Here is a 24120-nt window from a genome sequence, read left to right as displayed (position 1 = left end):
TCTGAACACGGGAACGGATGCAGAATCCGCGAAGCGGCGCTAACCGGCCGCTGTCGCCTTGGCGTAGCTGTCGCGCAGGCCCACGGTGCGATTGAACACCAGCTGCTCCGACGTCGAGTCGCGATCGCGGACAAAATAGCCCTGCCGCTCGAACTGCACCGCGCCCTCTGCCACATCAGTCTTGAACGCAGGCTCGGCCTTGCAGTCCACCAGCGTCTCCAGCGAATTCGGATTGAGCTGCGCGGCGAAATTGCCTGCCTCCGGCTGCGGGGAGGCAAACAGGTTGTCGTACAGCCGCACTTCCGCCGGCACCGCATGCGCCGCGCTGACCCAGTGGATCGTCGCCTTCACCTTGCGACCGTCGGGCGCGTTGCCGCCGCGCGTTTCCGGATCGTAGGTGCAGCGCAGTTCGACAACTTCGCCAGCCGCGTTCTTGATAACCTCGCGACAGGTGATGAAATAGGCGTAGCGCAGCCGCACCTCGCGCCCCGGCGCGAGCCGGAAGAACTTCTTCGGCGGCTCCTCCATGAAATCATCCTGCTCGATGTAGAGCTCGCGGCCGAACGGAATTTTCCGTGTGCCCTGCGCCGGATCGTCCGGATGATTGACCGCATCGAGTTCGTCGACCTGGCCTTCCGGATAATTCTCAATCACAACCTTCAACGGCCGCAGCACCGCCATGCGGCGCGGCGCAGTCTTGTTCAGCGTCTCGCGGATGGTGAAATCGAACATGCCGATATCGACGGTCGAGTTGGCCTTGGCGACGCCTATGCGCTTGACGAAATCGCGCAGCGCCTGCGCCGGCACGCCGCGCCGCTGCAAACCTGCGAGCGTCGGCATGCGCGGATCGTCCCAGCCCGAAACGTGGCCTTCGCGGACGAGTTCGGTGAGCACGCGCTTCGACAGCAGCGTGTAGGTCATGTTCAGCCGCGCAAACTCGTACTGGTGCGGATGCGATGGCACCGGAAGATTATCGAGGAACCAGTCGTAAAGAGGCCGGTGATCCTCGAACTCCAGCGTGCAGATCGAGTGAGTGATGTGCTCGATGGAGTCGGACTGGCCGTGCGCGAAATCGTAGCTCGGATAGATATTCCACGCCGTGCCGGTGCGCGGATGGTGCGCATGCAGGATGCGATACAGCACCGGATCGCGCAGGTTGATATTGCCCGAGCCCATGTCGATCTTGGCACGCAGCACACGCGTGCCGTTCGGGAACTCGCCGGCGCGCATCCGCGCGAACAGATCGAGGTTCTCCTCCACCGAACGGTTGCGGAACGGACTATTCTGTCCGGCCTCGGTCAGAGTGCCGCGGGTCAGCCGGATTTCGTCCGGCGACTGGTCGTCGACATAGGCCTTGCCCGCGCGGATCAAATCCTGCGCCCAGGCGTAAAGCTGCTCGAAATAGTCGGAGGCGAAATGCAGATGCTCGCCCCAATCGAAACCGAGCCAGCGGACGTCGCGCTGAATGGCGTCGATGAATTCCTGTTCTTCCTTGGCCGGGTTGGTGTCGTCGAAGCGCAAATGGCAGCGCCCGCCAAACTCCTCGGCGATGCCGAAATTCAGGCAGATCGATTTGGCGTGGCCGAGATGCAGGTAGCCGTTGGGTTCCGGGGGAAAGCGCGTCACCACGCCCGTATGCTTTCCCGAGGCCAGATCCGCCGCCACAATGTCGCGGATGAAGTCGCGGCCCACATCCGGCGTCGATTCGTCAGTCATTTGCACCCTTTCAAGTTGTGCCCTATGTGCCAAATCCGCGCCGCCACGCCAAGAGCAGGAGCGTGGGAAGCACCATTCGGGAGTGCGCGGGCGAGAACGAACTTTTGACCTCCCGGCGGCATTTGCGGCCGGGATACCGGGACAGTGCCCCGGCAGTATGATAAAGGCCCGCCCAACCACCCTTTCCGAGAGCAATTGAACCATCTGAAATGACCGAATCCGTCGTCACCCGCTTTGCGCCGTCTCCGACCGGCTTCCTCCATATCGGCGGCGCACGCACCGCGCTGTTCAACTGGCTCTATGCCCGCAGGCACGGCGGCAAGATGCTGCTGCGGATCGAGGATACCGACCGCGAACGTTCGACCGACGCTGCAATCGAAGCCATTCTCGACGGCCTGAAATGGCTCGGCATCGAATGGGACGACGAGACGATCTACCAGTTCAGCCGCGTGGCGCGGCACCGTGAGGTTGCGGAACAGCTTCTGGCCGCGGGCAAGGCCTATCGCTGCTACGCGACGCCGGAGGAACTGACCCAGATGCGCGAGGCGGCACGCGCCGAGGGCCGTGCCGTGCGCTATGACGGCCGCTGGCGCGACCGCGATCCCGCCGAAGCACCTGCCGGGGCCAAGCCGGTGATCCGCCTCAAGGCACCGCAAACCGGGGAAACCGTGATCGAGGATCAGGTCCAGGGTCGCGTGGTCTGGCAGAACGAAAATCTGGACGATCTGGTGCTGCTGCGCTCCGATGGCACCCCGACCTATATGCTCGCCGTGGTGGTGGATGACCATGACATGGGCGTAACCCATGTCATCCGCGGCGACGATCACCTCATCAATGCTGCGCGCCAGAAGCATATCTACGATGCGCTGGGATGGGACGTACCGGTGATGGCGCATATTCCGCTCATCCACGGACCGGACGGCTCCAAGCTCTCCAAGCGTCACGGCGCGCTCGGCGTCGAAGCCTATCGCGCCATGGGCTACCTTCCCGCAGCGTTGCGGAATTATCTGGTGCGGCTCGGCTGGAGTCACGGCGATCAGGAAATATTTTCCACTCCGGAGATGATCGAGGCGTTCGATCTCACTTCGATCGGCCGCTCGGCTGCGCGCTTCGATTTTGCCAAACTCGAAAACCTGAACGGCCATTACATCCGCTCGACGGACGACACAGAATTGCTCAAGAGCGTCGAAGACGTTCTGCAGTTCGTCCCACAAGGCCCTGCGCTACAGGCGAAACTCAACGACGCCACGCGCGCGCAATTCCTGCAGGCGATGCCCGGACTAAAGGAGCGCGCCAAGACGCTGATCGAGCTGATCGAGAATGCCGGCTACATCTTCGCCGACAGACCGCTCACCATGGACGCAAAGGCTGCAGCATTGCTGACGCCGCAGACCCGTTCACTCATCGGTGATCTTCACCGCAGCCTCTCTGACGTGAAGGAATGGAACGCGGCGACAACCGAAGCGGCGATGCGCGATTACGCCGAGAAAAACAACCTGAAACTCGGCGCTGTTGCCCAGCCTTTACGCGTGGCACTGACCGGCAAAACGACGTCTCCCGGTATTTTTGATGTCCTGGCCGTTCTAGGACGTGAAATATCCTTGGCACGGTTGCAGGATCAGAGCCAGTAACCCCCTACCAAGGCTTCGAAGGGCCGTCTTGCAGCGCACATAGCAATACGATACCCCTTCTGCCGAACTTTAAGCATAGCGGCGGGCTCGCAAGATTTTGCCTGTCCTCCGTGATCTAAAGAAAGCAAGAGACATCGGGGGATCCACGATGGATGTAAAGTCCAACACCAAACAAGCCACCCTTACCGTAGGCGAGAAAAGCGTAAACTTGCCTGTCTATGCCGGCACGGTGGGTCCGGATGTCATCGACATCAGCAAGCTCTACGCGCAGACCGGAATGTTCACCTACGATCCGGGCTTTACTTCCACGGCAAGCTGCCAGTCGAAAATTACCTATATCGACGGTGACGCTGGCGTTCTCCAGTATCGTGGCTACCCGATCGAACAACTCGCCGAAAAAGGTGACTTCCTCGAAACCTGCTATCTTCTCCTGTACGGCGAACTGCCAACCAAGGCCCAGAAGGAAGATTTTGACCGTCGCGTCACGAACCACACGATGGTGCATGAGCAGATGGCCCGCTTCTTCCAGGGCTTCCGTCGCGACGCGCACCCGATGGCGGTGATGGTGGCTTCGGTCGGCGCGCTCGCCGCGTTCTATCACGACTCGACCGACATCAACGATCCGCATCAGCGCATGGTCGCTTCGATGCGCATGATCGCGAAGGTGCCGACGCTGGCCGCGATGGCATTCAAGTACAATGCCGGACAGCCGTTCGTTTATCCGCAGAACAACCTCGATTACGCCTCGAACTTCCTGCGCATGTGCTTCGCCGTGCCTTGCGAGGAGTACAAGATCAATCCGGTGCTGGCGAAAGCGCTCGACACGATCTTCATCCTGCATGCCGACCACGAACAGAATGCCTCGACCTCGACCGTGCGCCTCGCCGGTTCGTCCGGGGCCAATCCGTTCGCCTGCATCGCCGCCGGCATCGCCTGCCTGTGGGGACCGGCTCACGGCGGCGCCAACGAAGCCGCGCTTGCCATGCTCGCCGAAATCGGAAGCGTCGATAAAATTCCGGAATTTATCGCCAAGGTAAAGGACAAGAACAGCAACGTCCGCCTGATGGGCTTCGGCCACCGCGTGTACAAGAACTACGATCCGCGCGCGAAGATCATGCAGCAGATGTGCCACAAGGTGCTGAAGGAAACCGGCCACGCCAACGATCCTCTGCTCCCGATCGCACTCGAGCTCGAAAAGATCGCGTTGAACGATCCGTACTTCATCGAACGCAAGCTGTATCCGAACGTCGACTTCTACTCGGGCATCACACTGAAGGCGATGGGCTTCCCGACCTCGATGTTCACCGTGCTGTTCGCGGTCGCTCGCACCGTCGGCTGGATAAGCCAGTGGAGCGAGATGATCGAGGATCCGGAGCAGAAGATCGGCCGTCCGCGCCAGCTCTTCAACGGTGCTGCCAAGCGCGATTACGTCCCGCTCGATCAGCGCAAGTAATCTTCAAACTCACAATATTAAATGGCCGGAGCATGATGCTCCGGCCATTTCGTTTTTGCGGCTCCAATTCGCGGTTCAGGCCACGCGTACCGAATCCAGGAACTTGTCCACCTCCAGCTTGAGCCTGTGGCTGTCATGTGAAAGCGTCTGGGCGGCAGACAACACCTGAGACGATGCGCTCCCCGTCTCCACCGCGCCACGCTGAAGATTTCCGACATTCGAGGACACCTGCTGCGCTCCTTGCGCGGCATGCTGGACGTTGCGGGCGACTTCCTGTGTCGTCGCCCCCTGCTCCTCGATAGCTGAGGCAATCGCGGCCGATATCTCCGAAAGCCTCTCGATGGAATTACTGATTTCATTGATCGCCGCGACGGATTCCTGAGTGGCGCCCTGAATATCGCCGATCTGTCGGCCGATCTCGCCGGTCGCTTTTGCTGTCTGCTCGGCAAGTGCCTTGACCTCCGAAGCCACCACGGAGAACCCCCGACCGGCTTCGCCGGCTCTTGCAGCCTCGATTGTCGCATTCAAAGCCAGAAGATTGGTCTGACCCGCAATATTGTTGATCATCTCGACGATATCGCCAATACGCGCTGCTGCATTCGAGAGGGTGCTGACGCGATCTGTCGCAGATCTGGCCTGATCGACAGCGGCACTCGTCATGCGTGCCGAGTCCTGCACCTGCCGGCTAATCTCCTGCACCGAAGAAGTCATCTCCTCCGTCGCGGTGGCGACCGAACTCACGCTCGACGAGGCATCCTCCGATCCGCTGGCAACGCGCGCGGCAAACTCCTGGGCTTGATCGGCTGTAGACGCAAGCGTGGTCGCAGACGCTTCGAGCTCAGTGGCCGACGCCGCTACAGCCTCAACGATTTCACCAACGGCAGCTTCGAAAGCATCCGCGACCTTCGTCATGTCTGTCTTGCGCTGGATATCCGCACGGCGCTGAGTGGCACCAACTTCTTCGCGGCTGAAGCGAATGACGGTCTGCACCGTCTGCAGATTGCGGAGCGCCTCTCCAATCTCGTCGTCGCGGATAATTTCAATCCGGTTATCAAGCTTGTCCTGAACGAGATTCGTCATGACTTCATTCAGGTGCTTCATCGGGCCTTGAACGGCCAGAATGGTCTGGCGCCCTACAACCGCGCAAGCGATGATACCCATGCCGGCGAGGCAAGCCATCAGCATTCCCGACGCGCCATGACCAGTCGCGCTCCAGACGCCGATAGCGAGCAGGAAGATCATCTGCACCGCGATCATCGTCGTCAGGCGCGCTTTCAGCGTGCGCGTGAAAAACGCGAAATGATCGAAGAAGGAGCGCTTCCGGATGATGCCGGCATCGATGCGGTAGCGATGCGGCTTGTTCTCGCGAATGGCCGCATACACTTCTTCGGCGAGCGCGCGCTGGTCGGCTGGCAGCTTCGTCCGGATCGACGTGTAACCCGTGACTTGTCCACCTTCCCGAATGAGAGACGCGGTGGCGAGGACCCAGTAGAACCCACCATTCTTGCGGCGGTTCTTGATCGCACCAAGCCAGGGCTTTCCGGCCTTGAGCGTGTCCCAGAGGTTTTCGAAGGCCACCTCCGGCATATCCGGATGACGAACGATATTGTGCGGCTGACCTATTAGTTCATCCGACGTGAATTCTGCCGCGTCAATGAAATCACCATTGATATAGGTCAGCTTGCCCTTGAGATTGGTTTTGGAAACAATCAATGTTTCATCAGTGACCGGATACTCGGCATCGGTCACTGGAAAATTCTTGCGCATTTAAAAGCCTCATCGAGTTCATACGTCTCGAGAGGTAGCGTGCGTGATCTGTATGGCGTCTCCCACGAATCATCGCAGTGCGCCGCGCTCTCAATGACGATCACGCTGCATCAAACATATTGAATTTTGTTTAAGCCCTCCTGAAGGCCGACGACCCTCAGAAATACGTATTTTGACCTAGATCAATTCGTACTGAATCATCGCCGCTCCGATAGCAACTGATTATCGTGGAGCCCGATCTTTCCCGAGCATTTCGATCACTACGTCGGCGGCTGCCTCGCTTGGAGAAAGCGCACCTGTATTCATGATCTGGTCGAGCTTCGCGAAGGCTTCGAGTTGACGACTTCGTTGCGGCGTATCGTTCAGAATAGCCTGCAAGGCAGGCGCAAGATTCTGCGCTGTACATTCTTCCTGATGAAATTCGGGAATAACATTCTCGCCTATCACGAGATTGGCGAGAATGATCGAGGACACGCGCACGACACGACGTGCGATCCAGGCCTCTATCGCGCCGCCGCGATAGAGCGTCACCATTGGCACGCCCGCCAAAGCCAGTTCGAGCGTCACGGTGCCCGACTTCGCCAGCGCCGCGCGCGCGGTGCGAAACGCCGCCTGCTTCTCCGCCTCGCCCGTCACGATGCGCGGCCGTACCGGCCACTGCGCGACGGCCTCATTCACCGCATCCAACAAATGCGGCAAGGTCGGCAGCACAGGCTCGACCGCAAGCCCCTGCTCGCGCAAGGCCGCCAGCGTTTCGCCAAACACCTGCATGTGGTGGCGGATTTCACCACGGCGGCTGCCGGGCAACAGCACAAGCACAGGAGGCGGCGTTTCCCGCCGCTGTTGCTCCTGTGCATTCGGCTGCAGCGTATCGAGCCGTTCGATCAGCGGATGACCAATGTAGGTGCAGGCCGGTCCGCCGAGCTTGCGATGCTCTTCCGGTTCGAACGGCAGCACCGCGAGCACGTGATCGACGTAACGCGCCATGACGCGCGCGCGCCCCGGTCGCCACGCCCAGATCGTCGGCGATACATAATCGACGATCGGGATCGAAGGATCGATCTTGCGAACCTTCTTCGCCACGCGATGGGTGAAATCGGGACTGTCGATAATCACCAGAATGTCAGGCTTTGTCTGAACAACCGCCGCTGCAGCCTCGCGAATACGCCGCATCAGCATCGGGAGTTGCTGCACAATTGCAGCGAATCCGACAATCGCAAGATCGCCAATCGGGAAAAGCGAACCGAGTCCCTGCCCTTCCATTTCGCGACCGCCGATTCCAGCGAACTCGACATCGCCACCGAAACGGTGGCGCAGTTCTTTCATCAGCGCGGCACCGAGATGGTCGCCGGAAGGTTCCGTGGCAATCAGAAAGATTTTTCGACGGCTGCCCATGACCTCCCGCGCCACGGTCAGGATTCCTGCCCGATGACAAAGATTCCGGCACTATCCGCTGCCTCGATCATTGCCTGCGGCTCGGCAACGACCGAATGTCCCGCCGCAACCGCAAGCCCCGCAAGACCAGCTTCCATTAAGCCCCGGATCGTTTGTGGCCCGAGCGCTGGAAGATCGAGGCGCAAATCCTGGCCCTGCTTAGGCGCCTTGACGAGGACGCCACGCCCCGGTTTGGCCCGAAGCCGGCCATTCTCGCGCAGCCGCTTGATCCGCGCCAGCAGCGCATCGGTACCCTCGATGTCTTCAACGCTCACGACATGACCGTCGATCACGACGACAGCCTGCCCAACATCGAACGGGCTGATCGCCTGCAGCACCTCGCGCCCCTTCACCGCATCGGCAAGGCTCGCTGCGTCAGGTTGCGTACGCGTGAGGCAGCCGGACGGCATCAGGAGATCGGGTGCGAGATCGCGCACACCAAGCACGCGAAAACCTCCATCCTCGAACACACGCGCTGTGGCCGAGAGAATATGATCATCGCCGCCACGCAGACCATTCAGAATTCGCGGAAGAAGCCGCACCGCCGACCAATCGAAGCGCAGGTCCCTGAATGCGGGCCGGACCAGATTGCCGATGAAGGTGATGTCGGTGCATCCCTCCTCGCGCAGCGCTTTCATGATCGAACCGAACTGGCCGACGGAAAACCAGCGATGACGATAATTCGCGATGCGCTGCGGATCGCAGAATCCTCTCAGGCCGATAAAAACAGGCGTTCGCCCCTGCGCAAGCAGACTGTCAGCCAGCGCGAAAGGAAGAACGCCGCCCCCAGCAATCAATCCGACCGGGTGTGTATGATCGGCCTGATTGTCCATCACCACCACATTCAGGAATGATCGGAAATCGACGTCATAGTCAGCGAACGATGCCTGTCGGCCGCAATGAAGTCCAGAATCTCGGCAATCGCAGGATCGGCGCCGCGTTCGCTTTGCAGCGTCGCCAGCCGCTCGGCGAATACGCCCGAGCCATTAAACAGCTTCTGGTAAAATATGCGAACGGTTTTCATGCGTGCAGCATTGAAGCCTCGCCGCTTCATTCCGATCACGTTCAAGCCTTCAAGTCGCGCGCGCTGGCCGTTGGCTATGGCATAAGGAATGATGTCGTAGGTCACGCCGGACATGCCACCGACCATCACCTGAGAGCCGATCCGCGTAAACTGATGGACTGCAGACAGACCACCGATAAAGACGAAATCGCCGATCGTGCAATGGCCGCCGAGTGTTGCGGAGGTCGCGAAGATAACGTCGTTGCCGACGTGGCAGTCGTGCCCAACATGCGAGTTGTTCATGAAGAACCCACGATCACCGACTGTCGTGACGCCACCGCCTGAGACGGTACCAGTGTTCATCGTCACGCCTTCGCGGATGGTGCAGTTATTACCGATGACGAGCTTGGTCGGCTCGCCGCGATAGCCGGTCGACTGCGGCGCGGTGCCGAGCGAGGCGAACGGATAGACGGTGCAACTTTCTCCGATCGTCGTGACGCCGGTCACACTGACATGCGAGATCAACGTCGTACCTGCGCCGATCACGGCATGCGGACCGACCACGCAAAACGGACCAATGGTGACGTCGGCGCCGAGAACGGCGCCCGATTCAACACGCGCGGAGGGATCGATCCTGGTCATCAGTTCAATCCGCCAGCATGGCGCCGACATCAGCCTCAGCAACCGTCACGCCGTTCACCTTGGCGTCGCCGTGAAACCACCACATCGCGCGTTTCCGGTTGACCAGCCGCATATGATACGAAATCACGTCCCCCGGTCCCGCAGGCTTGCGAAACTTGCAGTTGTCGATGGTGAGAAAATAAACCGCCGTAGGCCGTTCGGTCTCAGTGGAGAGCATCCCGATCACACCTGCAGTCTGCGCCATCCCCTCGATCATCAGCACGCCCGGATAGATCGGCCGGTTCGGAAAATGGCCCTGAAAGCATGGCTCGTTCGCAGTGACGTTCTTGATGCCGATGCCGCTGAAATCGTCGCGGATATCCACCACCCGATCAATCAGGAGAAACGGATACCGGTGCGGCAAGGTCTTCATGATGGTACCGATGTCCACCGATTCCAGACGTATTGGCGCCTGCGCTTCCATTATTTTTGTCCTTCTTCGTTCGCGCCTGCCGATTTCGACTTGCCGCCGTTCAGACCCTCGCGGCCAAGCTTTTCGACTTCGAACAGTTCACGGAAAAATTGTTTGATCGGCTTGGCGGGCGATCCGCCCCATTTCACGTTCGCCGGCACCTCGCCGACAACGCTCGAGCGCGCTGCCAGCATCGAACCCGCACCGATGGTGGCATGATCGCTGACGCCGACGCGCGCACCGAGCACAGCGCCATCGCCAAGCGTCGAACTTCCCGCCACGCCGCTTTGACTGACAATGATGCAGCGCCGTCCAATGGTGACGTTATGGCCGATCTGCACCAGATTATCGATCTTGGTGCCCTCACCGATCACGGTATCGCGCAACGCGCCACGATCGACGGTCGTGCCCGCGCCGATCTCGACGTCGTTCTGGATGAGAACGCGCCCGCGTTGTGGCACCTTCTTATGCCCCTTTGGCCCGGACACGAAGCCATAGCCGTCCTGGCCAATCCGGCAGCCCGGATGGATGATGACATCGTTACCGATGTAGCAGTGCAGGATCGTCACGCCGGGGCCGATACTACAATTCCGGCCGATCTTGACGCCTGCTCCGATCACCGTGCCGGAGCCGATCACCGTACCGGAGCCGATCTCGACGTCGGGGCCGATCACCGCCAGCGGATCGACAATCACGCCGTCCTCCAGCAACGCATCGGTGTGCACGACGGCCGAGTCCGCAATTCCATCATTCCCGAAGGAAGATGCCGGCCGCAGCGTATCGGCATAGAGCACACGAGCGACCTCAACGAAGGCCGCGTAGGGATTGGCCACGCGCAGGACCGCAATATGGTCCGGCACGTCCGCCTGCAGGCCTGCGCTGACAAGACAGGCGCCCGCATGCGAGCGATAAAGCTCGTCGCCGTATCTGCGCTTGTCGAAGAAGGCGAGGTCCTTGGGACCCGCCTGATCGAGCGTCGATGTGCCGCTGACGGTCTGCCCAGCCTTAGACGGGTCGGCCAACTGCGCTCCCGTCAGAGCGGCGATATCGCCCAGGGTCATGGGTTCCGGCTGTTTGAAAAAGCCTGGCTGCGTCATGCCTGCTGCCTCACGGAACGGTCACCCTGAAAATCCATAATGGAAGCAATCCGGAACAAACCAGCCATAAAATCAAGCGGCCGGAGATGATCCGGCCGCTTCAATCTCGATGAAAACGAGCTGCGTCTCAAGCCCGGATCAGAACGAAGTACCGCCGCCGAACCGGAACTGCTGGACGCGGTCGCCAGTAACCTTGTTGATCGGCACGGCATAGTCGAACCGCAGCGGACCGAACGGCGAGGCCCAGATCAGGCCGACACCGACCGAAGAGCGGACCTTCATGCCATTGGTGTCACCAAGATCAACCTTCTGCGTCGGGTCTGAGGCAAGAACCGTGATGCCTTGATAATCCCACAGCGAACCGGCATCTGCGAAGACAGCCCCCTTCAGGCCGGCCTCCTTCGGCAGAAACCAGAACGGCATCTGCAGTTCGGCCGAAGCGCCCCAGTACTTGGTGCCGCCGAGCGCGTCATTCGTCGTTCCGATCGTCAGGTCACGAGGTCCGATACCCATCGGAGCGAAGCCGCGCACGAGGTTCGGCCCCATCTGGAAATTGTCCAGCATTCGGACATCGCCGTTGGGGTTACCAACGTTCGCAGCACCGCCACCACCCCAGCCATTGAGGATACCGCCCTGCACGTGGATCAAACCGACGATATCGGAGACGATCGGCGTATAGAGCTTCACGTCGGCGGTGGACTTCACATAGCGCACGTCACCGCCGAGGCCCGCGAAATCTTCAGACCAAGCTGCCAAGATACCGGAGGTCGGGTTCTTGTTGTTGTCGAGGGTGTTGTAGGTCAGCGTCGCGCCTGCTGCCGAGGTCAGGACCGCGCCGAATCCCAAACCGGCCTTGACTGGAATGGAAGCTTCGCCATCAGAATAGCAGTTATTTACAGACGTAAACGGATTGCTCGGATCACTCGGGTTAGTGACGCTTCCTCCGTTAGCAGCAACATAAGCCGGTGTCGGGAAGAACGGCAGATTCGAGTTACCCCCATTATTACAGTTGGTATACTGATAAGGCAGCTCGATCTTCTGCTGCGAGATCGAGTAACGCACCTGCAATGACAGGTCTTCACGCAGCTGGAAGCCGAGACGCGGGCTGAAGCCGAACGTCTTCGACGTGTACGAAATGTAGCTGTTGGGCAGTTGCTCGCGCTGATAGAGGTCGAGACCCAGCGCAACACGGTAGCCGAGCAGATATGGCTCGACGAACGACAGCGTGTAGCCACGTGCATACTGGCCGTACTGCACCGACGCCTTCGCGTAGAGACCGCGGCCCAAGAGGTTGCGCTCGGAGATGCTGACTTCGGCGAGTGCGCCGTCGGCGGTCGAGTAACCACCCGAGACCGAGAAGTCGCCGGTCGATTTCTCTTCAACGTCAACGTTGACGATGACGCGGTCCGGCGAGGAGCCCGGCTCCTGCGTGATCTTCACTTCCTTGAAGTAGTCGAGATTCTTCAGGCGGCGCTCGGCGCGGTCGATCAGCGCGCGGTTGTAGGCGTCGCCTTCACCAATGTCGAACTCGCGGCGCAGCACGTAATCGCGCGTGCGCGTATTGCCACGGATGTTGATGCGCTCGATGTAGACGCGCGGCCCTTCCGTCACGTCGAAGACGATCGAGACGGTGTGGTTCTCGAAGTTGCGGTCGCCACGCGGCTTGACCTGGGCGAAGGCATAACCACGGCGGGACGTGTCGACAGTCATGTCCTCGACGGACTTCTCGACCGCCTCGACGTTATAGACGGAGCCGACGCTCACACGTGACAAAGGCCGCAGAGCATTCGCATCGAACGAGGGAATCGTCGAGGCGAAGCTGATCGAGCTGACGCGATACTTCTGACCTTCCTCGATCTTGAAGGTGACGATGAAGCCCTTCACCGAGGGATCGTATTCGGTCAACGCCGCGATGACCTGCACGTCGGCATAGCCGTTCTTCAGATAGAAGCGGCGAATCAGATCGCGGTCGGCTTCAACGCGATCCGGATCGTAGACGTCGCCGGAGGTGAGGAACGACAGGATGTTGGATTCGCGGGTCTTGATGATGTCACGCAGGCGATAGGCGGAGAACGCGTGGTTGCCGACGAAATTGATGGCCTGCACGCCGGTCTTCTTGCCTTCCTGAATCACGAAGATCAGGTCAACGCGGTTGTTCGGCTGCTCGATGTATTCGGGCGTCACCGTCACGTCGTAACGGCCGGCATGGCGATAGATTTCGATGATCCGCTGGGTATCGGACTGCACCATCGCCCGCGACAACGTGCCGCGCGGCTTCGACTGCACCTCGGCGGAGAGCTGCTCGTCCTTGATCTTCTTGTTGCCCTCGAAGACGACGCGGCCAAGCACGGAGTTTTCGGACACGACAACAACGACGCGGCCGCCGCGATGCTCGATTCGGACATCGGAGAACAGGCCGGTGTTGATCAGCGCCTTGAGGCCGTCATCGATCGCGACGTTGTCGAGGCGACCGCTCGGGCCCGGCTTGAAATAGGAGCGGATCGTATCGGCTTCGATACGGCGGTTCCCCTCAACCCCAATGGAAGCAACCGTTTGGGCATAAGCCGCGGTCACACCAAAACCGACCGTAGCCACCGTTGCGGCGGGCGCAGCAAACATAACCAGGGCGGCCGCCAAGCCTCCCCGCAAACCCCGCAAACCAACCATCATGCGCCAGGCGCCCTTATCATTCCAAAGCCGACCCGAAGAGAGAGTCGGGAGATTCCCCAAAAGATTGCCCGCTTGTAGCCAATTTTAACACTCGGGCAAACGTCCTTTCGCATCGAAAACCTAAAATCCCACCAAGACGTTGCCTATCGGCCACGGGTGGTAAAACCGTTACGATCCAGCGAGATGCAGGATGTCGTTGTAGGTAGCGAACACCATCAGCATCAGCACCAGCGCAAGGCCTACACGGAAGCCCATTTCCTGCGACCTTTCGGACAGTGGCCGGCCTCGGATAGCCTCCACCGCATAGAACAAAAGGTGACCACCATCGAGCATGGGTACCGGAAACAGGTTCAACAGGCCGATAGAGACCGACAGCACGGCCGTCAGGTGGACCAGCGCCGCGAGGCCGATGGTCGCCACCTGCCCCGAAATCTGGGCGATTCGGATCGGTCCGCCGAGCTGATCGGTGCTCGCGCGGCGGGTGAAGATGTCGCCGATATAGAGGATCGTGCTCTTGGCGACGAACCAGGTCTCCTTGACGCCGAGCCAGAGGCCCGTCGCCGGATCGACGCGTTCGACCGCATGCTCTCCGGGCGTCGAGGACCGGCTGATGCCGAGAACGCCGATCTTGTGGACGTTGTTGAAGCTGTCCTTCACCTCGCGCAGCTCAGGCGTTGCGGTGAGGTTCTCGACGCGGTCGCCGCGCTTCACCGTGAAGTGCAGCTCCTCGCCTGCACGCGTGGAGACAATGCGCTGCATGTCCACGAAGGTTTCGATGGTCTGCCCATCGATCTTGGTGACGACGTCACCTGGCTTGAAACCGGCGGCAGCAGCGGCGCTGCTGGGCTGCACCGTGTCGACCCGTGCGCTGGTGTTGGGCTTACCGTAGAACGTGAAAAGACCGGCGAAAATCACAATCGCCAGGATGAAGTTCGCAATCGGACCTGCCGCCACGATGGCGGCGCGACGCGCCACGCTCTTGTGGTGGAAGCTGTCCTGCCGCTCCTTCTCCGACATCGCGGCAAGCACACTCGACGCAGGCGTGCTGGCTTCGCTCGCATCGCCGAAGAACTTCACATAGCCGCCAAGCGGGATCGCGGAGAGCTTCCAGCGGGTACCGGTGCGGTCGTTGAACCCGAACAGTTCGGGACCGAAACCGAGCGAGAACGTGAGCACGCGCACGCCGGCCCAGCGCGCAACCAGGAAATGGCCGAGTTCATGGAAGAAAACGACAATCGTCAGGACGAAGAGAAAAGGAACGAGATAGCCAATCAGACCATGGCTTAACGTATGGAAAATATTGAACAAAAAATCCACGTCCGTCCCTCGCGTGCGAGCCGTACAGGCCCGCTTCCCCAATCGTCTAGGATGCCTTTAAGGCAATTTGAGGCAAGAGCCCCGCAGCGATTTTTCGCGCAGTATGGTCAACGGCGAGGGCCTCGTCGGCGCTTTGTGGTGCCTTCGCCGTTCCCTTGGCCACCAGAGCCTCAAGTGTCGCCTCGACCAGCCGTGCGATGCCGCCGAATGGAATCTTGCGGTCGAGGAATGAGGCGACCGCGACCTCATTGGCTGCGTTGAGCACGGTCGGCGCCGCTCCGCCCGTCCGCAGCGCCTCCTGAACCAGCCGCAGCGCCGGGAACCGCACCGGATCCGGCGCCTCGAAGGTCAGTTGTCCTAATTTGGCAAGATCGAGGCGCTGCGCCGGACCATCGATCCGGTGCGGCCAGCCAAGGCAATGCGCGATCGGCGTGCGCATGTCGGGCGTGCCCATCTGCGCCACCACCGAGCAGTCGGTGAATTCCACGAGGCCATGGATGATCGACTGCGGATGCACCAGCACATCGATCTGGTCGGCCGTGAGCTCGAACAGATGAAATGCCTCGATGATCTCCAGCGCTTTGTTGAACATGGTCGCAGAGTCGATGGTGATCTTGCGGCCCATGCTCCAGTTCGGATGCTTGAGCGCCTGCTCTACGGTGGCGTTCTCGATCTGCTCGCGCGTCGCCGAGCGGAACGGACCGCCGGACGCAGTCAGGATGATACGAACGAGATCCTCGCGGCGGCCCGCGCCGAGCGCCTGGAAGATCGCATTATGTTCAGAATCAACCGGCAGCACGGTCGCCTTGCTCGCGGCGGCGTGGTTCATGAAGGCTTCGCCGGCGCAGACAAGGCATTCCTTGTTGGCGAGTGCGACGATCTCACCGCGCCCGGCCGCCGCCATCGCCGGCTTGAGGCCCGCCGCGCCGCTCATCGCGGCCATCACCCAGTTGGCAGGCCGAAGAGCAGCTTCGACCAGCGCCCCCTCGCCCGCGCCCGCCTCGATGCCCGAGCCTGCGAGCGCGTCTTTCAATTCGCCATACTTCGCCTCGTCGGCAATCGCGGCGTAGCGTGCGCCGAGTTCGCGCGCGAGCTTCGCAAGCTCGGCGACATTGCTGTGCGCGGTCAGCGCCTCGACGCGATAACGCTCCGGCGCGCGGCGCACCAGATCGACGGTGCTTTGGCCGATCGAACCTGTCGCGCCGAGAATCGTGACGACACGATCGGCATGCAGCATCGGCTCGCTTTGACGTAAAGGCACAACACTCATCAGATCACCAAATCATGAAACCACGGCCGATGCCATCAGCACCGGCCCGTAAAAACCCGATCAAAGCCACGAAAACGATCGCGGCGACAAACCCGTCAAGCCGATCCATCAGGCCACCATGGCCCGGAATGATCTGGCTCGAATCCTTGACCCCGAAGCGGCGCTTCACTGCCGACTCGAACAGGTCGCCGAGCTGCGCCACCACCGACATCGCGAGCGCGAGCACGATCAACGGCACGAGCCGTCCCCAGCCCAGCCACGCCACGACGACCGCTACCAGCGCGCTCAGAATCAGCGCACCGATTGAGCCCGCCCATGTCTTGTTCGGGCTGACGCGCGGCCAGAGTTTCGGGCCGCCAATGGCACGGCCTGCAAAGTAACCGCCGATGTCACTCGCCCAGACGACGAGCAGCGTGAACATCAACGCGTAGAACCCCATCGCACCATCGAGCCGCACCATCGCGGAGGCGATGAGCGCCGCCGCCGCGTACATGAAGCCGCCCGTGATCCAGCATTTCTGCTCCGTCGCCAGAAAGGCGATCAGCGTTGTGCCGAGAATGAGCGCGGCCCACGCCACGCCACCCCACCCGAACCACAACGCCAGGCCGATCAGTTCGAGCGCGATCACGCCAGCCGCGAAGGTGCGCGGATTGCGCACCGGATTGACGATCTCGTGCCACTCGTAGAACAGGCCGACGGCAATCGCGGTGACGAGCAGTACCCAGAGCCAGCCGCCCGCGAACACGAACATCAGCGCCAACGGCACCATCAATGCGGCAGCGGCGACACGCATCAGCAAGTTGCGCGAATTCTTCACCGCAGCAGTCGGTGCCGAGGATTCCGGCATCGCGCCGTTCACGATCCCGTCTTCGCGATCAGACCGCCGAAACGGCGTTCGCGGGTCGCATATTCGGCAATCGCTCCTTCAAGTGCGGCCTTGTCGAAATCTGGCCAATGGATCGGCACAAACACGAGCTCGCTATAGGCCGCCTGCCACATCAGGAAGTTCGACAGCCGCTGTTCACCGCTGGTCCGGATAATGAGATCGGGATCTGGAATATCCGGCGCGTCGAGGTAGCTGCCGAGCGTCTCGGCCGTAATCGTAGCCGGGTCGCGCTTGCCTTCAGCCACTTCGACCGCGAGCCGCTGCGCGGCATGCGCAATCTCGTGTCGCGAACCGTAATTGAACGCGACGACAAGCGTGAGCCGCGTGTTGTTACGCGTCAAATCCTCGGCTTCCCCGAGCAGCGCCTTGATGTCCGGCTCGAGCCCTTCGCGCTCGCCGATCACGCGCACGCAGACGCCGTCGCTGTGCAACGAGGCGAGGTCATTACGGATGAAGCGGCGCAAGAGGCCAAACAGATCGCCAATCTCGCTCGCCGGACGCGACCAGTTCTCCGAACTGAAAGAGAAGATCGTCAGATAGGAGATACCGAGTTCGTGCGCGGCGCGCAGAACCTTGCGCAGCGCCTCGACGCCACGCCGGTGCCCTTCCGCACGCGGCAATCCCCGCGCAGCCGCCCAGCGGCCGTTGCCGTCCATGATGATAGCGACGTGCCGCGGCGATCCGGTGTTTTCCGGCTCTCCGTTCTGTGGCGTGTCGCCCTTCAACATCGGTTTCTCTCAGACGGTGAGAATTTCTTTTTCCTTGGTGGCGAGCAGCTTGTCGATATCGCCGATGACCGCGTCGGTCGCCTTCTGGATTTCGCCAGACGCCCGCTCGTGCTCGTCCTCGGAGATCTTGTGATCCTTCTCCAGCTTCTTGACGATGTCGAGGCCGTCGCGGCGAACATGGCGCACCGCGACGCGGGCCGCCTCTGCGTATTTGTGCGCGACCTTCACCAGTTCCTTGCGGCGTTCCTCGTTCAGCTCCGGAATCCGCAGCCGGATCACCTGCCCTTCGGTCGCGGGCGACAATCCGAGATTGGAATTCACGATCGCGGTCTCGACGGCCTTCACCATCGACTTGTCCCAGACCTGCACCGACAGAAGGCGCGGCTCAGGCACGCTGACGGTCGCCACCTGATTAAGCGGCATGTAGCTGCCATAGGCTTCGACCTGCACCGGCTCGACCATCGAGATCGCCGCACGCCCGGTGCGCAAGCCGCCAAGTTCATGCTTCAGCGAATCCTTCGCGCCATCCATGCGGCGTTTCAGATCGTTGATGTCGAAACCGTTCGTCGTCATGAACTTCCGCTCCTTGTCAGCCGGCGACGATCGTGCCGTTGCCGGTGCCGTCCAGAATTGCGCCGATCGACCCGGATTCGGCGATTGAAAACACGATGATAGGCAATGAGTTCTCGCGGGCAAGCGCGAAGGCAGTGGCGTCCATCACCTTGTAGCCGCCCTGGATGGCCTGCGAGTGCGACAGCCGCTCGAAGCGCTTGGCGGTTTTGTCCACTTTCGGATCGGCGCTGTAGACGCCGTCCACGTTGGTGGCTTTCAGCACCGCCTGCGCACCGATCTCGCTCGCGCGCAGCACGGCGGTGGTGTCGGTGGTGAAGAATGGATTGCCGGTGCCGCCCGCGAACAGCACGATGCGGCCGTCGGCGAGATAACGCAGCGCCGCCTTGCGAGTGAACAGTTCGCACACCTGCGGCATTGCCAGCGCACAGAGCGTGCGCGCGGATTTGCCTTTGCGCTCCAGCGCTGATTCGAGCGCGAGGCAGTTCATCACGGTAGCAAGCATGCCCATGGTGTCGCCGGTCGGTCGCGACACGCCGCGCGAGGACACGTCCACCCCACGGAAGATGTTGCCGCCGCCCACGACGACGGCAACTTCGATGCCCCGCTCCGTCGCCTCGATGAGGTCGGACGCAACACGGTCCAGTGTCGGTTGATCGATACCGAAAGGCTGGTGGCCGGCGAGATACTCGCCGGACAGCTTCACCACGACGCGACGATAGAGCGGCTCACCCATGACGCGTTGTCCCTTCCAGAATGGTTGAGCGGAAGTCTCCGCTCAGCCCTGTCCGGCAGCGGCGGCAACTTCGGCGGCGAAATCGGATTCTTCTTTCTCGATTCCCTCGCCGAGAGCATAGCGCACAAATCCAGCAACCTTGATAGGCGCGCCGACCTTGCCTTCGGCTTCCTTCACGGCCTGGGCTACGCTCTTGCCGCTGTCGTGAATGAAGGCCTGCTCCAGCAGGGTGACTTCCTTGTAGTAGGTCTTGAGACCGGATTCGACGATCTTCTCGATGACGTTGTCCGGCTTGCCCTGCTGGCGGTACTTGTCGGCCAGCACGTCCTTCTCGCGGGCGACGACCTGCGGGTCGAGGCCGGTGGCGTCCAGCGCCTGCGGATTGGCGGCGGCGACGTGCATTGCGAGCTGACGGCCGAGCGCGGCCAGTTCATCGGCCTTGCCGGCCGATTCGAGCGCGACGATCACGCCCATCTTGCCGAGACCGTCGGTGACGGCGTTGTGGACATAGCTCGCAACCACACCGCTATTGACGGAAAGCGTAGCCGCGCGGCGCAGCGTCATGTTCTCGCCGATGGTGGCGATCGCGTCGTTGATTGCGGCTTCCACGGTGACAGCGCCAACCTTGGCGGCCTTGATCTTCTCGACCTCGGCACCCGCGTCGAGCGCGACCTGACCGATCATCTTGACGAGACCCTGGAACTGCTCGTTGCGGGCAACGAAGTCGGTTTCCGAGTTGACCTCGACGATAACGCCCTTGGTGCCGGAGACGACCGCACCGATCAGACCTTCGGCGGCAACGCGTCCGGCCTTCTTCGCGGCCTTCGACAGGCCCTTCTTGCGCAGCCAATCCACCGCCGCGTCGATATCGCCGCCGTTCTCGTTGAGCGCCTGCTTGCAGTCCATCATGCCCGCGCCGGTCTTGTCGCGCAGATCCTTGACCATCGCTGCTGAGATCGTTGCCATTGTCCAATACCCTTTCGCCTGCAGTGTCGCGGCTGCGGGGCCGCATGCCATCGTCTTACAGGGCGTTTCTTGCCTGATAATGATGCGGCCGGCAGAGCCGGCCGCGAAGGTGGTCTTGAATTATTCCGCGTCGGCGGTGAGCGCCTTCGACTGGGCGACCCAGCCATCGGCACGAGCCGGAAGACCGACTTCTTCGCCGATCTTGTGGGCCGTGTCGTGGTCGAGTTCGGCGATCTGCCAGTAGTGGAAAACGCCGAGATCGTTGAGCTTCTTCTCGATCGCGCCGGAAACGCCCGACAGCTTCTTGAGGTCGTCAGCAACGCCACGCGGACCTGCGAGGCCCTGGAAGCCGTCCGTCTTCGGAGCCACCGCGTCTTCCTTCGGCGGGTTGGCCATGGCGCCGATATCGATGCCGGCATCGCCCTGACCGCGCGAGATGCCGTCAATCGCGGCACGCGCAATAAGGTCGCAATACAGCGCGATGGCGCGGCCCGCGTCGTCGTTACCAGGGACAACGTAGGTGATGCCCTTCGGGTCGCAGTTGGTGTCGACGACCGCCGCGACCGGAATGCCGAGGCGCTGGGCTTCCTGGATCGCGATGCCTTCCTTGTTGGTGTCGATCACGAAGATCAGATCGGGCAGACCGCCCATGTCCTTGATGCCACCGAGCGAGCGGTCGAGCTTGTCGCGCTCGCGCTGAAGCGTCAGGCGCTCTTTCTTGGTGTACTGGTTGCCCTCGGCCGAGCCGAGCATCTCTTCGAGCTGGCGCAGACGCTTGATCGAGCCCGACACCGTCTTCCAGTTGGTCAGCGTGCCACCGAGCCAGCGGGAGTTGACGAAGTACTGCGCCGAGCGCTTCGCCGCTTCAGCAACGCCGTCCTGTGCCGAACGCTTGGTACCAACGAACAGGATGCGGCCGCCCTTGGCGACGGTATCGCTCACCGCCTGCAGCGCACGATGCAGCAGTGGAACGGTCTGAGCGAGATCGATGATGTGAATGTTATTGCGGGCACCGAAGATGTAATCCGCCATTTTCGGATTCCACCGGTGGGACTGGTGACCAAAGTGAACGCCAGCTTCGAGGAGCTGACGCATCGAGAAATCGGGAAGCGCCATTGTTGTATTCTCCGGTTGGTTCCTCCGGAAACGTGTGAGCAATGAGCCTTACGGATGCGTCCGAAATGGACAGATCGTGCGGCCCGGTTGCCACCGGACGGCCTGTGACAGCCATGTTTCCGTGTGAGATGGCGCGGCTTATACCCACAGACTCGGCATAAGGCAAGGATTTGGGGGCGTTATTTGGTCCCCTGCCCGCCGGGTTCCAGCCCGGGAGATCTTAAAAAGAAAGAGGACCGGTGGAATGCCCGCCGGTCCTCAAATCTTTCAGCACCGCGGCACGTTCGGCGGGCAGCGCTTGGCTGGTGCAGCCGGCCGTGGCGGCGGAGCAGCTCTTGGCGGGGCCATCCGCGGCGGCGGTGCAGGCCGCGCCATCGGGGCCTGTCGCGGAGGTGCGGCGGGCCGGGCCATCGGCGGCGGACGTTGAGGAGCCATCCGGGGCGGCGGTGCCATGCGCTGCGGCGGAGCGGCCTGCCGTGGCGGAGGCGCCATCCGGGGCTGTACCTGCGGACGAATCTGCGGCGCGGGCCGAGACGGCATGGGCCGCTGGACCTGCGGCGCAGGACGCATCGCGGCGGGCGGTTGCGAAGGTCGGGCCGATGAAGGCGGCCTCATCGCGTCCGGCCTCGGACCTCCCATACCGGGACGATTCGTGCCCGGACGGTTCACGTCAGGCCGGTTGATGGCAGGCCTGTTGGCATCAGGTCCACGCTGGCCGGGGCCCGGTCCCATATGGCCCGGTCCGCCGGGACCGGGGCGACCGGCATTAGGTCCACCGGCATTCGGAACACCGGGACCACCCGGACGCGCCTGCGGTCCGGCCGGGTTTGGCTGCGGTCCCCGCATGGTAGGTGCATTCGGCACATTGCCACGACCCGGGACGGGCAACGCATTGCGATTTGGCATCGTGGCCGGCGCCATCGGGCGCGCACCAGGCGCAACCGGAGGCGTGGTCGCACCGGGGCCGAACTTGCGAGGGCCCGGCAACGGTGCGCGGCGGTCGACATTGCCGATATTGGCGCGCGGATTGATGAACGAACTCGCGGGGCGCTGCGCCTTGCCTTCAGAGATGAGCGTGGCGCGACGCTGCACCGCGCCGGGCAGCGCCGGTCCTGCATTGAACGGACGCTGAATCATCGGCCCCTTCGCTCCCGGAGGGAGCCCCGGACCGCCCGGCCTATTGAAGCCGCCCGGCCCACGCCGGTTGATCTGGCTGTCGATCACCGCGCGGTTGTGGATGTTAGCAAAGAGGAAGTCATGCTGCGGCGGCCGCACATAGATCGGCGGACGCACGAAGATCGGAATCGGCACGAACACCGGCTGCGGCAGGATGAACAGGTCATCCGAATAATAATACGGCGGCGGCAGATCGATGAAGTCCTCCGGCGGCGGCGGCAGGTAATAAACCGGCGGCGATGGCGGCGGCGCGAAATCGAAATCCGGGTCGGAGAACATCAGCACCGGCCGGTCGACATAGACGATCTCGTCGGGCGGCGGCGGCGGCACGTCGTAATCGATCATCGCAAACGACTGCGGCGGCTCCAGCGCTGCTGACAAAACCGCAAGGCGACGGCGCGCATCGGCAGCGTGAGGGCCTTGCGGATAGCGGCGCAGATACGACCAGTAGGCATCCGGTGTATCGGTACGATAGGTACGCCGCCATGTGATCGCCTCGCGCCGCGCGGCGACGATGACGCGCACGCGCTTGGCCATCGGATCGCTCGCATAGGCATTGAGGAAATCCTCGTAGCCCTGCAGCGTGTCGCGCTCGAGCGCGGCGGCGTAGGCATCGGTCGCACCCATATCCTTGATCGGCTTGTTGCGCGCGGCTTCCGCCTGCGCGGGCGTCGCCTGCGGCGGTGCATCGGGGGCGCGGTCGAAGAACACGAACGGCGCGTCGACCTTCTGCGCATCCCACGGCACTTGCGCGCCCTTGGTGGTTTCGTTGACGCGCAGCCGCACGCGATCGAACAATTCCGGCAGCGGCAGGCCGCCCGCGCGGATCATCTCGGCGAGCGCCTGCGCGTAAGCGCCGTAAGCGCCCTGCTCGTCCGGTGCGACAGTGCCCGGCGCCGAGTTGAATGCGATCAGCATCTTCGGCTCGGGGTCGACCAGCGCGAGGCCGCTTGCGATCTGCGCGTTGCCTTCAATGAAAGGCTGCTGGCGCGCGATGTCGAGCACGACAATGCCGGCCTTCAACGGCAGCGCAGCGAGCTGACGCATGTAGTCGCTGAGGCGAAGTCCTTCGGTCGGGATGTCGGTATCCCGCTCGATCTTGGAATCGACCGGAATGAAATAGTTCTCGCCCGCAAGCTGCACGCCGTAGCCCGAGAGGTAGACCATTGCCACCGTATCGGGGCCGGATGCTTCCGCCTTCTGGATGAAATCGCGGAAGCTGCTGCGCAGCGTATCGCCGTCGAGATCGCGCGCACCTATCACATCGAAGCCCGCGGCCTGCAATGTCTGCGCAACAAGGCCCGCGTCGTTGGCGGCGGTCGCGAGCGGTGCCTTGGTATAGGCGCCGTTGCCAATCACCAGAGCAATACGCTTTTCCTGCGGTTGCTGTGCCTGCTGCTGAGGCTGTTGCGCCTCACTTACCCCCGGCAGCGCCGTCACAACCAGCAGTGCGGCAGCAGCAAACAATCCCACGATACGAAACGCCATAAC

At 61.9% G+C, this 24120-nt stretch carries 19 protein-coding genes; 2 read left to right on the top strand and 17 right to left on the bottom strand.

What is annotated here, in order from left to right:
- Positions 1-39 precede the first annotated feature (39 nt).
- The gene (locus tag HMPREF9697_RS02990) at positions 40-1716 is read right to left on the bottom strand and encodes a glutamine--tRNA ligase/YqeY domain fusion protein (protein WP_002715670.1); all 1677 of its coding nucleotides are present in this window, start codon (positions 1714-1716) and stop codon (positions 40-42) included.
- Between the two features lie 209 nt (positions 1717-1925).
- Here HMPREF9697_RS02990 and gltX point away from each other — a divergent pair, with 209 nt between their 5' ends.
- Together gltX and gltA are read left to right on the top strand one after the other, a co-directional pair.
- Positions 1926-3347: a glutamate--tRNA ligase gene (gene gltX / locus HMPREF9697_RS02985; protein WP_002715669.1), complete on the top strand. Its 1422-nt coding sequence runs from the start codon at positions 1926-1928 to the stop codon at positions 3345-3347.
- A 148-nt stretch (positions 3348-3495) separates the two neighbouring features.
- Positions 3496-4800 (top strand): citrate synthase, encoded by a 1305-nt coding sequence (gene gltA, locus HMPREF9697_RS02980; RefSeq protein ID WP_002715668.1) that lies wholly within the window; start codon positions 3496-3498, stop codon positions 4798-4800.
- Between the two features lie 75 nt (positions 4801-4875).
- Here gltA and HMPREF9697_RS02975 read toward each other — a convergent pair whose 3' ends face one another.
- From HMPREF9697_RS02975 to HMPREF9697_RS02900, 16 genes are all read right to left on the bottom strand, one after another.
- Positions 4876-6567, bottom strand: coding sequence for a methyl-accepting chemotaxis protein (locus HMPREF9697_RS02975; RefSeq protein WP_002715667.1), 1692 nt, complete (start codon positions 6565-6567; stop codon positions 4876-4878).
- Positions 6568-6789: 222 nt separating this feature from the next.
- Positions 6790-7962 (bottom strand): lipid-A-disaccharide synthase, encoded by a 1173-nt coding sequence (lpxB, locus tag HMPREF9697_RS02970; protein WP_040307781.1) that lies wholly within the window; start codon positions 7960-7962, stop codon positions 6790-6792.
- Between the two features lie 17 nt (positions 7963-7979).
- Positions 7980-8834, bottom strand: coding sequence for an LpxI family protein (locus tag HMPREF9697_RS02965; protein ID WP_002715665.1), 855 nt, complete (start codon positions 8832-8834; stop codon positions 7980-7982).
- A gap of 11 nt (positions 8835-8845) precedes the next feature.
- Positions 8846-9646, bottom strand: coding sequence for an acyl-ACP--UDP-N-acetylglucosamine O-acyltransferase (gene lpxA, locus HMPREF9697_RS02960; protein ID WP_002715664.1), 801 nt, complete (start codon positions 9644-9646; stop codon positions 8846-8848).
- Positions 9647-9650: 4 nt separating this feature from the next.
- Entirely contained in the window at positions 9651-10109 is a 459-nt protein-coding gene (gene fabZ / locus HMPREF9697_RS02955; RefSeq protein ID WP_002715663.1) for a 3-hydroxyacyl-ACP dehydratase FabZ, read from the bottom strand.
- Positions 10109-11194: a UDP-3-O-(3-hydroxymyristoyl)glucosamine N-acyltransferase gene (gene lpxD / locus HMPREF9697_RS02950; RefSeq protein ID WP_002715662.1), complete on the bottom strand. Its 1086-nt coding sequence runs from the start codon at positions 11192-11194 to the stop codon at positions 10109-10111. The genes fabZ and lpxD overlap by 1 nt, the downstream gene beginning before the upstream one ends.
- A gap of 138 nt (positions 11195-11332) precedes the next feature.
- Positions 11333-13864: an outer membrane protein assembly factor BamA gene (gene bamA, locus HMPREF9697_RS02945; protein WP_002715661.1), complete on the bottom strand. Its 2532-nt coding sequence runs from the start codon at positions 13862-13864 to the stop codon at positions 11333-11335.
- A 168-nt stretch (positions 13865-14032) separates the two neighbouring features.
- Positions 14033-15181 (bottom strand): RIP metalloprotease RseP, encoded by a 1149-nt coding sequence (gene rseP, locus HMPREF9697_RS02940; protein WP_002715660.1) that lies wholly within the window; start codon positions 15179-15181, stop codon positions 14033-14035.
- A gap of 46 nt (positions 15182-15227) precedes the next feature.
- Positions 15228-16451, bottom strand: coding sequence for a 1-deoxy-D-xylulose-5-phosphate reductoisomerase (gene dxr / locus HMPREF9697_RS02935; protein ID WP_040307779.1), 1224 nt, complete (start codon positions 16449-16451; stop codon positions 15228-15230).
- Positions 16452-16455: 4 nt separating this feature from the next.
- The gene (locus HMPREF9697_RS02930) at positions 16456-17298 is read right to left on the bottom strand and encodes a phosphatidate cytidylyltransferase (protein ID WP_002715658.1); all 843 of its coding nucleotides are present in this window, start codon (positions 17296-17298) and stop codon (positions 16456-16458) included.
- Between the two features lie 8 nt (positions 17299-17306).
- Positions 17307-18065 carry an isoprenyl transferase gene (locus HMPREF9697_RS02925; protein ID WP_002715657.1) on the bottom strand — a complete coding sequence of 253 codons (759 nt, stop codon included), beginning with the start codon at positions 18063-18065 and terminating at the stop codon, positions 17307-17309.
- A gap of 9 nt (positions 18066-18074) precedes the next feature.
- Positions 18075-18638 carry a ribosome recycling factor gene (frr, locus tag HMPREF9697_RS02920; RefSeq protein ID WP_002715656.1) on the bottom strand — a complete coding sequence of 188 codons (564 nt, stop codon included), beginning with the start codon at positions 18636-18638 and terminating at the stop codon, positions 18075-18077.
- Between the two features lie 16 nt (positions 18639-18654).
- The gene (pyrH, locus tag HMPREF9697_RS02915; protein ID WP_002715655.1) at positions 18655-19371 is read right to left on the bottom strand and encodes a UMP kinase; all 717 of its coding nucleotides are present in this window, start codon (positions 19369-19371) and stop codon (positions 18655-18657) included.
- 42 nt (positions 19372-19413) lie between these two features.
- On the bottom strand, positions 19414-20337 hold the full coding sequence (gene tsf / locus HMPREF9697_RS02910) for a translation elongation factor Ts (RefSeq protein WP_002715654.1): 924 nt from the start codon (positions 20335-20337) through the stop codon (positions 19414-19416).
- 120 nt (positions 20338-20457) lie between these two features.
- Positions 20458-21453 carry a 30S ribosomal protein S2 gene (locus HMPREF9697_RS02905; RefSeq protein ID WP_002715653.1) on the bottom strand — a complete coding sequence of 332 codons (996 nt, stop codon included), beginning with the start codon at positions 21451-21453 and terminating at the stop codon, positions 20458-20460.
- 267 nt (positions 21454-21720) lie between these two features.
- Positions 21721-24117, bottom strand: coding sequence for a caspase family protein (locus HMPREF9697_RS02900; RefSeq protein WP_002715652.1), 2397 nt, complete (start codon positions 24115-24117; stop codon positions 21721-21723).
- Positions 24118-24120 lie beyond the last annotated feature (3 nt).

This window comes from Afipia felis ATCC 53690 (assembly GCF_000314735.2).
Classification (GTDB): Bacteria; Pseudomonadota; Alphaproteobacteria; order Rhizobiales; family Xanthobacteraceae; genus Afipia; species Afipia felis.
This window is presented reverse-complemented; position numbering and strand designations above follow the sequence as displayed.